Genomic DNA, 13,282 nt, shown 5'->3' with positions numbered 1-13,282 from the left:
GCCCCGCACCGGCACTTAGGTCGGGCGGGTGGCGGGTCAGCGGGCGGTGCGTTTGCGGGGCAAGATCGGCGTTTCCGGGTGCTGATGCTCATATCTGGGCGTGGACACCCGCAAACAGCGATCACTCCCCGCGGTTGGTGCCGGAGCGGAGCACAGCTGAGGGAGGCCGGAACACGACTGTCGGGAATGCGGGGACACGTAGGTGCGGATTCCCTAGCTCGGGGGTGGGATCAGGCCCTCGCGGATGGCCAGGAGGGCTGCCTGGGTTCGGGAGGAGAGTTGGAGTTTGCCCAGGACGTTGCTGACGTGGGTGCGGGCGGTGCGCTCGCTGATGACCAGCTTCTCGGCGATGGTGCGGTTGGCGTGGCCCTGGGCGATCAGGGTGAGGATCTCGCGCTCGCGGGGGGTGAGGGCGGTGAGGCCGATTCGGGGGGCGGCCATCCGGCGGACGAGTTGGCCGGCGACGGCCGAGTCGAGGTGGACCTCGCCGGCCGCGGCGGCGCGGATGGCGGCGGCCACCTCGGCCGGTTCGGCGTCCTTGAGCAGGTAGCCGGCCGCGCCGGCGGCGAGCGCGGCCTGGACCCGTTCGGCCTCGCCGAAGCTGGTGAGGATCACCACCCGTACGGTCGGGTAGTCGGCCGTCATCCGCTTGGTGGCCTCCGTGCCGTCGAGCCGGGGCATCCGTAGATCCATGAGTATGACGTGCGGCAGCGGGCGGTCGAGGGTGTGCCATTCGCGCAACAGGTCGAGCGCCTGCTGGCCGTCGCCGGCCTCGCCGACCACCTCGAGGGCCGGCTCGGTCTCGACGAACGCGCGCAGACCGCGCCGGACCACGGCGTGGTCGTCGACGAGCAGCACCCGGATCACCTCGGCGACCGGCCGGTCGGTCATCACAACGACGGCTCCACGCCGACCCGGCGCAGCGGCACCGCTGCCTGCACCACCCAGCCGCGCTGGCGGCACGGGCCGGCCTCGAACCGCCCGCCCCAGCGCTCGGTGCGCTCCCGCATCGACATCAGCCCGAGCCGTTCGCGGCTGCGGGGACTCCCGTCATCCATGCCGCCGGTGCCGTCGTCGACGATCCGGACGACGAGGTCGGGCGCCTCCGCGGCGACGCTGACCGTCACCGACGTCGCGTTCGCGTGCTTGACCACGTTGTGCAGCGCCTCGGAAACCACCCGATAGAGATCTTCCTGCACGTCCTGCCCGCCGCGGAACCGTAGCTCCGCGGGCGCCCGCACGTCGATCGCCAGACCCGTCCTGGCCCGCATGCTCGCGGCATGCGCACGCAGCGCCGCGACCAGCCCGTGCTCGGCCAGGTCGACCGGGCGCAGTTCGAAGACGAGCAGCCGCAGGTCCGCGAGCGCGCCGGCGGCCAGCTCCGCGAGCTCCTCGGCGGATCGCCGGACGCTCGCGTGGTCGATGTCCGGCCGGTCGAGCTGCCGGCGCAGCACCTTGGCCTGCATGCGCATCGAGAAGAGCTGCTGCACCACGGAGTCGTGCAGGTCCCGGGCGAGCCGGCGGCGCTCGGCCGACTGCGCCCGGTCCCGGGTCTGGGCCAGCAGCGCGGCCATGTCGACGGCCACCGCGGCCTGATCGGCCATCGCCTCGAGGAACGCCAGCGAGCCCGGCCCCGGGTCCTCGCCCGGCCGGTAGTAGGCGTTGATCACGCCGACCGGCCGGCCCCGCACGATCATCGGCATCGCCACGAACGCGTCCCAGTCCGGCCGGTCCATGATCTCCTGCAGCGGCTCCCACACGGGGTCGGACATGACCAGCGGCTTGCGGTGCAGCTCGACCACCGGCTTGCAGGAGTTGAACGCGTCGAGGAACCGGACGTGCGCGCCGCGCTGCCGGCACGCCCGCAGTCGCGCCACGAAGTCCGGCGCGCTGCCGAACCCGGCCATGCCGAGCACGCGCAGGTCGGTCGGGTCGTCCACGGACAGGATCTGCACGGCGGAGATGCCCGGCGACATGACGATCTCCCGGGCGACCGCGTCCAGCGTGGCCGGCAGCGAGTACGCCTCCGCCACGCTGGAGGCCGCGCGCGCGATCGCGGTCAGCCGTCCCTGCTGCCGCCGGATGTCCGTCGTGTCTCGGAACCACACCGCGTGGCCGCCGTCCGGCAGCGGCGCGATCCGGTACTCCAGCTCTCGCTGGCGCCCGTCCCCCGCCGACCACCGCACGCTTTCCTTGGTGGGGTCCGGCGCGAACGGGGCCGGCCGCCCCACCAGCTCGACGGCGTCCGCGCCGAGCAGCCGGGCGGCCGCGGTGTTGAGACAGGCGAAGCACAGTTGCGCGTCGAGCACCGCCAGCCCGTCAGCGGAGACCTCCACCAGCGCGGCCAGAGCGTCGCGCTTGTGCTCGTACACGGCGCCAGTATCGCTCACTGTGCTGACGTGGTCACCGTATCCGGCTCACCGCTGGCGGCGGGTTGCCCGGCTACGGCCGCCGTCCTGCCGCCGTGCACCCGCAGCGCCGCCACGGCCACCAGGCTGATCAGCGACAGCGCGGTGACGTAGAGCGCGACGAGAGCCCAGCCGGCCGCTCGCTGCAACGCGACGGCGACGAGCGGGGTGACCGCGCCGCCCACCATGCCGCCCAGCTGGTAGGCGATCGAGATCCCGCTGTAGCGCACCCGCACGTCGAAGATCTCCGCGAACAGCTTGCCCTGCGCGCCGGCCATGATGCCCTGCACGACGGCCGCGACGACGACCGCGAGCAGCGCGAGACCGGTGTTCGCGGTGTTGATCAGGACGAACATCGGCACCGGCCAGACCACCGCGGTCACCGCACCCCACACGTACACCGGCTTCGCCCCGTACCGGTCGCTGGCCAGCGCGGCCAACACGATCGTGGCGATCCACGCCGCGGTGGAGATGAGGATCAGCGTGAGCAGCGTCGTCCGGGTGTATCCCACAACCGTGGTGCCGTAGCTCAGCAGGTAGACGATCACGGTGTAGCCGACCGCGGGCGGCGCGATCGCCGCGAGGCTCGCCAGCGTCAGCCGCGTCGGCTCATCGCGAATCAGATCGGCGATCGGAACCCGGTGCACCGCGTTGGTGTCCTTGAGGCGCTGGAACTCCGGCGCGTCCCGCAGCCTCAGGCGCACCAGCAGGCCGACGACGATCAGCAGGATGCTGATCAGGAACGGAATCCGCCAGCCGTAGGCGAAGAAGTCCTCGTCGGGCAGGCCGGACACGGCAAGGAAGGCCAGGTTGGAGGTGAGCACTCCGATCGGCACGCCGAACTGGGCGAAGCTGCCGTAGATCGCCCGCCGCCGGGCTGAGGCGTGCTCGGTGGCGATCAGCACCGCACCGCCCCACTCTCCGCCGACCCCGAAACCCTGGATGATCCGCAGCAGGACCAGCAGAATCGGGGCGCCGATGCCGATCGCGGCGTAGGTGGGCAGCAGGCCGATCAGCGTCGTGGCGCCGCCGGTCAGCAGCAGGGTCAGCACGAGCATCGACTTGCGGCCGATCCGGTCGCCGAAATGCCCGATGATCGCGGCGCCGAGCGGCCGGGCGCCGAAGCCGACCGCGAACGTGGCCAGCGCGGCGAGCGTGCCGGCGAACGGGGAGAACGCCGGGAAGAAGACCGGGCCGAATGCCAGCGTCGCGGCAATGCCGAAGATGTAGTAGTCGTACCACTCGATCGAGGTGCCGACGAGGCTCGCCGTGAAGATCGTCTTTCGCGGAAGCGCGGGGGGAGACAACGGTTCGGACATGACGGCGTACTCCTTCGGATGCCTTGCGAACCATCGCCTTCCGATGCAATCAGTCATTCGCCACAAACACACGGGCGCACCGACTCGGCCCGCCTACATCATTTGTCTCGGTCGCCCGCGAACCTCGGTGACCAGACTGGAATCATGCGAGAGTTCATCACCCGCCGACGCCTCGGGCTCGCCGCGATGGGCGGCGTGACGGCCGCCGTCCTCGCACCCGGCATCGCCGGTGCGGACGGCTCTCATGGTGTCAGCCGGGGACAGCTGCGCCGCAACAAGCAGACCGCGGTCGCGTTCTACGACCTGGCGTTCAACCGGAAGAACCCGCGGGAGGCGGTCCGCCGGTACCTGGGACCGGTCTACATCCAGCACAATCCGCTGTTCGCCGACGGTGCCGAGGCGTTCATCGACGCCGTGACCGCGTTCACGCAAGCCAATCCGCAGTTGCATGTGGACATCAGGACGGTGCTCGCCGAAGCCGACCGGGTCATCACGCACAGCCTGATCACGCTTCACCCGGACGACCCGGGTGTGGTCGCCATGGACATGTTCCGCCTGGAGCGCGGCAAGATCGTCGAACATTGGGACGTCGTGCAACCGTTCCCCGAGTCCTCGGTCAACGACCACCCCATGTTCTAACGGGCGGCCGCACGTCGTCGCCATGTTGGCCGCTCACGCCGCCATGTTGGTCGCCTACATCGGCGTGTTGGCCGGCGGCGGCGCCACGCGCCAACACAACCACGCCACGCGCCAACACGACCACGCCACGCGCCAACACGGCCGGAAGACTCGCGTCGTCATCTCAACGCCGCGATCTTGGTGATCGCCGGGGCGCGGGCGCCGCCCGGCCCGAAGGGCTCGATGATCGCGGAGACGCCCGCGTTGTTGGCGCCCGCGACGATCACCCGGACCGCGGCCGGTGAGTGGAGCATGTGCACGGAGTCCGCCTCCTCGACGGGAAGCGCGTCGGGGTGGTCGGACGGTAGCCGCCACCGGGTGTGCCGGGACACCGCGTCCTTGCCCACCGCGGCGAGGACGGCGCGGCCGATCGTGGCGTGCTCGTAGAGGAACCGCTGGATCTCGGCCTTGCCCCAGCCGGCGCGGTCGAAGACGTGCGCGTGCTCGGGTCCGAGCACGAGGCAGGTGCCGATTCCCGAGTAGACCAGCACGCCGGTGCGGCGGATGCTGGTCACGAAGTCCATGGCCAGCTGTTCGGGCGCGGTGGTGTGCCGCGCCTCGATGTGCAGGAACGACCGGATGACCATCGCGGTCACCGTGCTGTCGGCCGGGTCGAAGCCGTGGTCGACATGCAGCGGCGGCCACGGGCTGTCCTCCTCGTTCTCCGCGATGCACGCGGAGTACTTCGCCAGCGTGCCCTGGGTGGCCTGGTCGAGCTGCCCCGGGCGCAGACCGAACGCGTTGATCGCGGTGAGCCGGATCGCCCGGCCGATCGTGGCGTTCGCCCGGAAGCCGGAGCCGAACACGTTTCCCTTGCTGTTGAGCCCGATGGCCGAGCGGACCGGTCCGTTCACGATGAGGAACGGCGCGGTGCCGGTGGTGGACTGCCAGATGGCGCGGGGAACGGCCCCGTCCTTCTTCAGCGACTCCCAGGCGGCCAGCACGACCGGGAAGTACTCCGGGCGGCAGCCGGCCATCGCGGCGTTGATCGCGGCCAGCCGCACGGTGCAGGTGCGGTTCAGGTGCGGCATGGCCAGCACCACGTCGGCCGGGTCCCGGTCGGTCCGCGCCAGGAACCGCGAAAGGTAGGACTCGGTGACCGGCACGACCGGCAACCCGTCGGTCCAGCCCCGGTCGGCGTAGTACTCCATGACCCGCAGCACCTCGTCCGGGTCGACCAGCGGGACGTCGCCCGTCATGGTTCCGCCACTCCGAGGATGCGCAGCACCTCGGGCAACGCGTCGGACACCCGGGCCCGGATCTGCTCCTCGTCGAGGCTGGCAACGGGATGCGGCAGCGCCACGTACTCGTAGCCGGGAAAGCCGTACGCCTCGGCCATGGCCGCCGCGGTGACGCGGAACGCATCGGTGCAGATGCTGACGGCCGGCACGCCGGCCCGCTCGAGCAGGATCCCGTCGGCCAAACTGGCCGCGCTGCATGAGCCTCAATCACCGAGCCCGGCGACCGCGAAATCGCAGTTCTCCAGGATCTGCTGGATCTGGCTCTGCTCAACGGGCGTGCCGAAGTAGCCCTTGGTGTACGTCACCCAGGTGCGGATGTCGTGCCGCTGCCGAAGTTGCCTGGCGACCTCGGTCAGCAGCAGCGCGGCGTTGGGCTTTCCGTTGTCCAGCAGGCCGGCGGTCCGGCCGCGCAGGCCGCGCGGCCGCGGCGCGAGCGTGAGGTTCACGGTCCGCTCGTCGTCTCCGGTGGGGTCCAACACCGGTTCGCGCTCAGCCATGAGCGACACCGCAGGACGCCAGCGCCCGCGAGATCGAGCGGGAGGTCTGGGTGAGCAGCGCGGCCAACTGTCGTGGTCGTGCGGTACGGGTCTCCACCACGACGCTGACGGCCGCGGTCACGCCACCGTCGGGACCGGACACCGGGACCGCGACCGAGAGGTCGGGCAGGGCGAGTTGACCCCGCGCCACCGCCACCCCGGTCTGCCGTACCTGTGCCAGTTTGCGCCGGAGCAGCTTCGGATCGACGATGGTCAGCGGCGTGAACCGCTCCAGCGGCGAGCGCAGCACCTGTTCCTGCAGGTCGCGCCGGGCGTGCGCGAGCAGCACGAGCCCGGTTCCGGTGGCGTGCATCGGCCATCGGTCGCCGACCCGGCTGCTGACCTGATGCATCCTGGCCCGCAGTGCCTCGATGTGGACCACGTCCAGCCCGTCCCGCACGCCGAGGTGCACGTTTCCCTTGGTGATCTGGTAAAGCTCGTCGAGATAGGGAAAGGCGATCTCACGCAGCTCGAGGCCGCGCGGCGCGAGGGCGGACAGCTCGAGCAGCCGCAGCCCGACCGAGTAACGGCCGTCCGCACCACGCTCGAGCGCACCCCAGCCGACGAGCTCGCCCACGAGCCGGTGCGTGGTCGACAGCGGGAGGCCGACCCGGCGCGCGATCTCGCTGAGCGACAGCGTGCGATGCCGCGGCCCGAACGCGTCCAGCACGGCGAGTGTCCGCCCGGCCGCTGTCCTGCGCAGCGCTTCGTGTGCACCGTCCCTTGCGGACGAATCCGCCAAAGTCGTTGCTGGGCAAGCCTCCTCGCTCACGTCAGCTCCTTCGTCAACGTCGTTGAACGTGGCCGACTAGGCCCAGTGTGCAGTAGGGCGTCTCTGGCCGGCAGGGACAAATGACGTAGGGGCCGTTGCCGATGCGCGAAAGTCTTCCGTCCGGCAGAAAGCCCGCTGCCCTGCGCGGTGCGGGTTGGCGACGCTGGCCGGAAACGCCGTGACCGAAGGCGGTGTATGCCCCGTGAGTAACAGGAATCGGTTGCTGCCTCTGCTGTTCGCCCCGCTGCTGGTCGTCGCCGGCTGTTCCGGTGGGGCAGGCGCGGGGGGACCGGAGGTGACCACCGGACCACCACAGCGCGGTGGGCAGCTCACCGTGCTCGAGGACGCAAGCTTCAGCGGCAGCTGGCCGACGGGACTCGACCCGGCCACCAACACCACGGGCGGCGCCAACCTTCCCCAGATGAGCGCGATCTACGGTGGGTTGTTCGCGATCACCGCGAACGACGACGGCTCCGGCGCCAAAGTGGAGCCGAACCAGGCCGAGCGCTACGAGCTCGCCGACGGCGGGGCCACCGTGCGGATCACCCTGCGCGAGGGGATCAAGTTCAGCGACGGGACCCCGCTGGACGCCGAGGCGGTGGTGTTCAACATCCGCCGGAACCTGGACTCCCCCTGTACCTGCCGGCCGGTCTGGCCGCCGCTCGCGCAGGGCGGCATCGCCACCGAGGGCGCCCGCACCGTCGTGCTCAGGTTCACCCGGCCGTATGCGGCGGTGATCAACGCGTTCCCGGTGGCGAATGTCAACTGGATCGCCTCGCCGACCGCGCTGCAGAAGCTCGGTCCGGACCAGTTCAGAATCCAGCCGGTGGGCGCCGGCCCGTTCACGGTGGTGTCGAACAAGCTCAACTCGGAGCTCGTGCTCGAGCGCAACCCGACCTACTTCAAGGACGGCCTGCCCTACCTCGACCGGCTGACGTTCAAGTCCATCGGCGGCGACCAGCCCGCGTACCAGGCCCTGCTCGCCGGGCAGGCGCAGGCCTACGAGGGACTCACCACGACGCCTCTGCTCAACCAGGCGAAAGCCAACTCCGCGCTCACGGTGACGCCGCAGCCGCCGACGTCGCCGTACGTCGTGCAGCTCAACACGAAGATCGCGCCGTTCAACGACGAGAAGGCCCGCGAGGCCATCTACGCCGCGACCGACTTCGAGGCGGTCGCCAAGGGACTGTTCGCCGGCCAGTACCCGGTCAGCCAGATGTTCACCGGACCGGGCGGGCTGTTCCACCACGAGAAGGTCAACGGCTACCCCGCCTTCGACCTGGAGCGCGCCAAGCAGTTGGTGCGGGAGCTTGGCGGGCTCACCGTGAAGCTGGGCACGCTGAGCACCTACGTCGCCGAGCAGGTGAACACGGCGCTGCAGACCCAGTGGAGGGCCGCCGGGATCGACGTCGAGATCGAGACCTACCAACTGTCCACATTGGTCCAGCAGTTCAACGGCGGGACCTGGCAGGCGATGCTGCAGACCGCGGGGGCGTGGGATCCGGCGGCCGGCGTCGGCGTCGGCTTCCGGTTCCTCTCGACCTCGCCGTTCAGCGGGGTGGTCGATCCAGAGCTCGACAAGCTGCTCAACGACGCGGCCGGGACGATCGACGCCGCGCAGCGCGAGCAGCTCTACGTCAAGGCCGGCGAGCGCATCGCCGACCGGGCCTACGCCCCGTTCGGCCTCGCGTTCGCCCCGGCGAACCTCGCGGTCAAGGGCGTCCACGGGCCGGGACTCACCACCAAGATCCCGCCGGTCATCGTCAACAGCTCGATCCTGTGGGACAAGGTGTGGCGGGAGCAGAGGTGATGGCAGGAGCCGCCGCGCCGATCCGCCGCGGCTCGCGCGCGGCCACGCTGGTTACCTCGCCGAGCCTGCGTTTGATCGGCCGGCGGGTGCTCACGGCCGTGCCGATCCTGCTCGGGGTGAGCGTGCTCAGCTTCTGGGTGCTCGACCTCATCCCGGGCAACGCGGCCCAGCAACTGCTCGGCGCCGAGGCCACACCGGAGCAGGTCGCCGCGCTCGAGCAGCGGCTGGGCCTGGACCGGCCGGCGGTGCATCGCTATCTGAGCTGGCTGGGCGGCGCGCTCACCGGAGACCTGGGCACGTCGCTGTCCAGCAACCAGCCGGCGACCGGTCTGCTGTGGAGCCACCTCGCGGTGACCGGCGAGCTCGTGCTGCTGGCGTTCGTCTTCTCGCTCGGGCTCGCGGTGCCGGTCGCGCTGCTGGCGGCCCACCGGCCGAACGGCTTCTTCGACCGGCTCAGCATGATCGTCAGCATCGGCGGGCTGTCGGTGGCCAACTACGTGCTCGCCCTGCTGCTGGTGCTGGTGTTCGCGGTGCAGCTGGCGATGTTCCCGGCCATCGGGTTCGTGCCGCTCGGCGAGAGCGTCGGCGAGAACCTGCGTTCGCTGGTCCTGCCGGCCGGCGCGATCGCGTTCCCGCTGTTCTGCTTCTACACCCGGTTCCTGCGCGGTGACCTGGTGGACCAGCTGCAGGGCGAGGACTACATCGTCACCGCGCGGGCCAAGGGGATCGGCACGTGGCAGGTGCTGCTGCGGCACGCGTTCCGCAACTCCGTGTTCGGGCTGATCACGGTGGTCGGCCTCAACCTCGGCACGCTCATCGGCGCCACCGTGATCATCGAGCAGATCTTCGCGCTGCCCGGGCTCGGCCAGCTGCTGCTGCAGGCCATCAACGCCCGCGACTTCGTCGTCGTGCAGGCCTGCGTGGTGGTCTTCGCGGTCGTCGCGGTGCTGGCCAACCTGCTCGCCGATCTGCTCTACGCCGTGCTGGACCCGAGGATCCGCTATGGCGGTCGCTGAAGTCGCCACCGCGCTGCGCGGTCAGTCCAGGCGCCGGGGCCGGGTCCGCGCGCCGGAGATCGTGGCGCCAGCCGCGATCCTCGCGGTCGTCGTGGCGGCGTGCTTCCTCGGCCCGCTCGTCCTGCCCATCGCCGAGCCGGTCGGTGGCAACGTGCTGGAGTCCTACCTGCCCGCGTTCTCGCCGGGGCATCTCCTCGGCACCGACCCGAACGGCAACGACATCCTGTCCCGCGTGCTGCACGGCGGCCAGTCGTCGCTCGTCGTGGCGCTCGCGGTCAACCTGATCGGCCTGCTCGTCGGCGGCACGCTCGGCGCGCTGTCCGGGTTCGTGGGCGGCAAGACCGACACGGTGATCATGCGCCTGCTCGACGTGCTGATTGCGTTCCCGTCGCTGGTGCTCACCCTCGCCGTCGCGCAGAGCCTGGGGCCGAGCCGGACCAACACGATCCTCGCGCTGGCGTTCTTCAGCGTCCCGGCGTTCGCCCGGGTGTCGCGGGCGGCGACCCTGCGGTTGCGGGAACTGCCGTTCATGGCCGCGGCCGAGTTGTGCGGCACCCCGGCGTGGCGCGTGCTGGCGCGGCACCTGGCGCCGAACATCGCTCCGCAGCTGGTGACCTTCGGGCTGCTCGGAATGGGCATCGTCATCGTGATCGAGGGGGCGCTGAGCTTCCTCGGGCTCGGCATCCCGGCGCCCGCGCCGAGCTGGGGCAACATGATCGCCCTCGGCCAGCAGAGCCTGTCCGCCACCCCGATGCTGGTCGTCTGGCCGTCCGCGGCGCTGTTCCTCACGGTGCTCACGTTCAACGTGCTCGGCGAGAACCTGCGGTCGCGGTGGAGCCGGCAATGAGCGCCGAACCCGCCGTCGAACCGGTGACGCCCGACGTGACCGGCGAGCCGTTACTCGAGGTCGATGATCTCCATGTGCGCTTTTCCGCCCGCGGCAGGCAGATCCACGCGGTGAACGGGCTGTCCTACCGGCTGCACGCCGGCCGGTTGCTTGCCATCGTCGGCGAGTCCGGGGCCGGCAAGTCGGTCGGCGTGCGCGCGCTCGTCGGGCTGCTCCCGCACAGCGCGCACGTGTCGGGTTCGGCGCGGATCGACGGCACCGAGCTGATCGGCCTGCCGGAACGGGAGCTGCGCAAGGTGCGGGGCGCCGACATCGCGATGGTGTTCCAGGACCCGACCCGCTCGCTCAACCCCACCATGCGGGTCGGCACGCAGATCACCGAGGCCGTGCGGGCGCACGGCGACGTCGATCGCCGCGCCGCCAGGGACCGGGCGGTCGAGCTGCTCCGGCTGGTGCGGCTCGCCGCGCCGGAACGCCGGTTCCTCGCGTATCCGCACCAGCTTTCCGGCGGCATGCGGCAGCGGGTGATGATCGCGATCGCGCTGGCCGCGCAGCCCCGCATTCTTGTCGCGGACGAGGCCACCACCGCGCTCGACGTCACGACGCAGGCACAGATCATGGAGCTGCTGCTGGATCTTCGGCGGCGGTTGGGCATGGCCGTCATCATGATCACGCACGATCTCGGGTTGGCGGCGAGCTACGCCGAGGACGTGCTCGTCATGTATGCCGGCAAGGCGGTGGAGTACGCGCCGGCCGGCACGTTGTTCGCGCGGGTGCGGATGCCGTATACGCGAGCGCTGCTCGGGGCGTTGCCGGTGCTCGAGCGGGAGCCGCACACGCTGCTGCCGGTGATTCCCGGGCAGCCACCGGACCTCGGTTCCCTGCCGGTCGGGTGCGCGTTCCGGTTCCGTTGCGGCCTGGCGAGCGACGAGTGTGTTGCGGCGCCGCCGTTCGTCGAGCACGAGCCGGGGCACTGGTGGGCGTGCTGGCATCCGGACGGGAGGGGCGCCGATGGCTGACGCATTGCTGCGCGTGCGGGACCTGGAGCAGCGCTTCACCGTCCGCGGCGCCGGCGGGCTGAAGGAAGGCGTCGTGCATGCCGTGTCCCGGGTGTCGTTCGACATCCGGCCCGGCGAGACCCTTGGCATCGTGGGCGAAACCGGCTCCGGGAAGTCCACTTTGGCCAGAGCGGTCCTGCAGTCGCCGCGTCCCCAAGGCGGGGAGGTCGTGTTCGGCGGCACCGACCTGACCAGGCTCCGGGGGCGTGCGCTCAAGGTCGCGCGCCGGCGGGCGCAGATGGTGTTCCAGGACCCGTACGGCTCGCTGAACCCGCGCTGGCGGGTCACCGAGCTGGTCGCCGAGCCGCTGCTCGGCCACACGCCGCGCGGTGCGATTCGGCGGCGGGTGCGCGAGCTGCTCGACCTCGTCGGCCTCGACCCGAGCAGCTACGGCCCGCGGCGGCCGCGCGAGCTGTCCGGCGGCCAGTGCCAGCGGGTCGCCATCGCCCGTGCGCTCGCGCCCAACCCGGATTTGATCGTCTGCGACGAACCGGTGTCCTCGCTCGACGTGTTGATCCAGGCGCAGGTGCTCAATCTCTTCGAGCAACTGCGGCGCGAGCTCGGCGTGTCGTACCTGTTCATCTCCCATGACCTCGCGCTTGTCCGCCAGGTCAGCGACCGGGTGGCGGTGATGCACCTCGGGCAGCTCGTGGAGACCGGGCCGGTGGAGGCCCTGTACCGGCGTCCGCTGCACCCGTACACCGCGGCCCTGCTCGACTCCATCCCCGGCCTCGACCCGGCCACCGGCCGGGCCCGGCGGCCGAAGCCGCTGGCCGGCGAGCCGCCGTCGCCGTTGCAACCGCCGAGCGGCTGCCGGTTCCGCACCCGCTGCCCGCTGGCACAGCCGCGGTGCGCCGACGAGGAGCCCGCCTTCCGTGAGATCGCACCGGGGCGGCAGGTGGCCTGCCACTTCCCGCTCGAGTAAGCCGAACTTCTGGAGCCGACATGTTCGAGGCGATGATCGATCCGACCAGCCGTCCCTCCGGCGGCGTCACCCCCGGCGCCCGCGCCCCGCGCCCGGCCACGCTGCACGGGATGGTCGTAGGCTTGCTGTCCAACGCCAAGCAGAACGCCGAGCTGTTCCTCGACGCCGTCGGCGAGCTGCTGGCCGCGGAGCACGGCACGGCGGATATGGTTCGCCGCAAGAAGCTCAGCATCACCGACCCGGTGCCGGCGCCGATGCTCGCCGAGCTCTCGGCCGCATGCGACATCGTCGTGATCGGCGTCGGCGACTGCGGCTCGTGCAGCGCCTCGGCCGTCGCCGACGGGCTGGCCTTCGAGGCGGCCGGCATCCCCGCGGCGGTCATCTGCAGCGATGCGTTCGTCGCAAGCGCCGACGCGATGGCCAACGTGATGGGCGAGTCCGGCTACGCCTACGTGACCACCGCGCACCCGGTCGCGCCGCTGTCCCCGGCCGAGGTCCGCGAGCGGGCCAGGACCGCGCTGCCCGGCATCGTCGGCCTGCTGACCGTCCCGGCAACGGCGGCGGCATGAGCGGGTGGGAGGAGGCGGGGTGGCTGGTGGGGGTGTGGGCCGGGGTGGGGGTGGCGCGCATCGTAGGTGCCGCGCCTCCATGTCAAGGGCGCTCCTTCGTCGC

At 71.2% G+C, this 13,282-nt stretch carries 13 protein-coding genes; 7 read left to right on the top strand and 6 right to left on the bottom strand.

Going from position 1 to position 13,282, the window contains the following annotated elements:
* Positions 1 to 213: 213 nt before the first annotated feature.
* Genes VGX25_RS11995 through VGX25_RS11985 form a run of 3 tightly spaced genes read right to left on the bottom strand, consistent with a single transcriptional unit; the run spans position 214 to position 3,727 of the window.
* Positions 214 to 891, bottom strand: coding sequence for a response regulator transcription factor (locus VGX25_RS11995; protein WP_326917741.1), 678 nt, complete (start codon positions 889 to 891; stop codon positions 214 to 216).
* Positions 891 to 2,372: a histidine kinase gene (locus tag VGX25_RS11990; RefSeq protein WP_326917740.1), complete on the bottom strand. Its 1,482-nt coding sequence runs from the start codon at positions 2,370 to 2,372 to the stop codon at positions 891 to 893. The genes VGX25_RS11995 and VGX25_RS11990 overlap by 1 nt, the downstream gene beginning before the upstream one ends.
* A 14-nt stretch (positions 2,373 to 2,386) precedes the next feature.
* Complete coding sequence (locus VGX25_RS11985; RefSeq protein ID WP_326917739.1) at positions 2,387 to 3,727, bottom strand: MFS transporter; 1,341 nt, start codon at positions 3,725 to 3,727, stop codon at positions 2,387 to 2,389.
* A 144-nt stretch (positions 3,728 to 3,871) separates the two neighbouring features.
* On the opposite strand from VGX25_RS11985, the gene VGX25_RS11980 reads away from it, so the two are divergent.
* On the top strand, positions 3,872 to 4,366 hold the full coding sequence (locus VGX25_RS11980; RefSeq protein WP_326917738.1) for a nuclear transport factor 2 family protein: 495 nt from the start codon (positions 3,872 to 3,874) through the stop codon (positions 4,364 to 4,366).
* Between the two features lie 158 nt (positions 4,367 to 4,524).
* On the opposite strand, the gene VGX25_RS11975 is transcribed toward VGX25_RS11980, so the two are convergent.
* Genes VGX25_RS11975 through VGX25_RS11960 form a run of 3 tightly spaced genes read right to left on the bottom strand, consistent with a single transcriptional unit; the run spans position 4,525 to position 6,885 of the window.
* The gene (locus VGX25_RS11975) at positions 4,525 to 5,604 is read right to left on the bottom strand and encodes a hypothetical protein (protein WP_326917737.1); all 1,080 of its coding nucleotides are present in this window, start codon (positions 5,602 to 5,604) and stop codon (positions 4,525 to 4,527) included.
* Entirely contained in the window at positions 5,601 to 6,143 is a 543-nt protein-coding gene (locus VGX25_RS35900; RefSeq protein ID WP_422652977.1) for a UGSC family (seleno)protein, read from the bottom strand. Before VGX25_RS35900 ends, VGX25_RS11975 begins: the two co-directional genes overlap by 4 nt.
* Positions 6,136 to 6,885, bottom strand: a complete 750-nt coding sequence (locus VGX25_RS11960; RefSeq protein ID WP_414635775.1) for an IclR family transcriptional regulator — start codon at positions 6,883 to 6,885, stop codon at positions 6,136 to 6,138. Before VGX25_RS11960 ends, VGX25_RS35900 begins: the two co-directional genes overlap by 8 nt.
* Positions 6,886 to 7,156: 271 nt before the next feature.
* Here VGX25_RS11960 and VGX25_RS11955 point away from each other — a divergent pair, with 271 nt between their 5' ends.
* The 6 genes from VGX25_RS11955 to VGX25_RS11930 are packed head-to-tail and all read left to right on the top strand — an operon-like array spanning position 7,157 to position 13,179.
* Positions 7,157 to 8,764: an ABC transporter substrate-binding protein gene (locus tag VGX25_RS11955; RefSeq protein WP_326917733.1), complete on the top strand. Its 1,608-nt coding sequence runs from the start codon at positions 7,157 to 7,159 to the stop codon at positions 8,762 to 8,764.
* Positions 8,764 to 9,780, top strand: coding sequence for an ABC transporter permease (locus VGX25_RS11950; RefSeq protein ID WP_326917732.1), 1,017 nt, complete (start codon positions 8,764 to 8,766; stop codon positions 9,778 to 9,780). The genes VGX25_RS11955 and VGX25_RS11950 overlap by 1 nt, the downstream gene beginning before the upstream one ends.
* A complete protein-coding gene (locus VGX25_RS11945; protein WP_326917731.1) occupies positions 9,767 to 10,627 on the top strand; it encodes an ABC transporter permease in 861 nt (286 codons plus the stop codon). The genes VGX25_RS11950 and VGX25_RS11945 overlap by 14 nt, the downstream gene beginning before the upstream one ends.
* Positions 10,624 to 11,646, top strand: coding sequence for an ABC transporter ATP-binding protein (locus tag VGX25_RS11940; protein WP_326917730.1), 1,023 nt, complete (start codon positions 10,624 to 10,626; stop codon positions 11,644 to 11,646). Before VGX25_RS11945 ends, VGX25_RS11940 begins: the two co-directional genes overlap by 4 nt.
* Positions 11,639 to 12,610, top strand: a complete 972-nt coding sequence (locus tag VGX25_RS11935; protein WP_326917729.1) for an ABC transporter ATP-binding protein — start codon at positions 11,639 to 11,641, stop codon at positions 12,608 to 12,610. Before VGX25_RS11940 ends, VGX25_RS11935 begins: the two co-directional genes overlap by 8 nt.
* 20 nt (positions 12,611 to 12,630) lie before the next feature.
* A complete protein-coding gene (locus tag VGX25_RS11930; RefSeq protein WP_326917728.1) occupies positions 12,631 to 13,179 on the top strand; it encodes a UGSC family (seleno)protein in 549 nt (182 codons plus the stop codon).
* The last annotated feature ends 103 nt before the right edge of the window (positions 13,180 to 13,282 follow it).

It is taken from the genome of Actinophytocola sp., assembly GCF_035942955.1.
In the GTDB taxonomy this organism is placed as follows: Bacteria; Actinomycetota; Actinomycetes; order Mycobacteriales; family Pseudonocardiaceae; genus DASYTH01.
Note: the sequence above shows the minus strand (reverse complement) of the source record. Positions and strands in the feature narration are given on the sequence as shown.

Excerpts from the sequence above, each read along its gene's own strand:
- VGX25_RS11995 (WP_326917741.1), bottom strand. The coding sequence starts at position 891 with ATGACCGACCGGCCGGTCGCCGAGGTGATCCGGGTGCTGCTCGTCGAC.
- VGX25_RS11985 (WP_326917739.1), bottom strand. The coding sequence starts at position 3,727 with ATGTCCGAACCGTTGTCTCCCCCCGCGCTTCCGCGAAAGACGATCTTC.
- VGX25_RS11980 (WP_326917738.1), top strand. The coding sequence starts at position 3,872 with ATGCGAGAGTTCATCACCCGCCGACGCCTCGGGCTCGCCGCGATGGGC.
- VGX25_RS11975 (WP_326917737.1), bottom strand. The coding sequence starts at position 5,604 with ATGACGGGCGACGTCCCGCTGGTCGACCCGGACGAGGTGCTGCGGGTC.
- VGX25_RS11950 (WP_326917732.1), top strand. The coding sequence starts at position 8,764 with ATGGCAGGAGCCGCCGCGCCGATCCGCCGCGGCTCGCGCGCGGCCACG.
- VGX25_RS11945 (WP_326917731.1), top strand. The coding sequence starts at position 9,767 with ATGGCGGTCGCTGAAGTCGCCACCGCGCTGCGCGGTCAGTCCAGGCGC.
- VGX25_RS11940 (WP_326917730.1), top strand. The coding sequence starts at position 10,624 with ATGAGCGCCGAACCCGCCGTCGAACCGGTGACGCCCGACGTGACCGGC.
- VGX25_RS11935 (WP_326917729.1), top strand. The coding sequence starts at position 11,639 with ATGGCTGACGCATTGCTGCGCGTGCGGGACCTGGAGCAGCGCTTCACC.
- VGX25_RS11930 (WP_326917728.1), top strand. The coding sequence starts at position 12,631 with ATGTTCGAGGCGATGATCGATCCGACCAGCCGTCCCTCCGGCGGCGTC.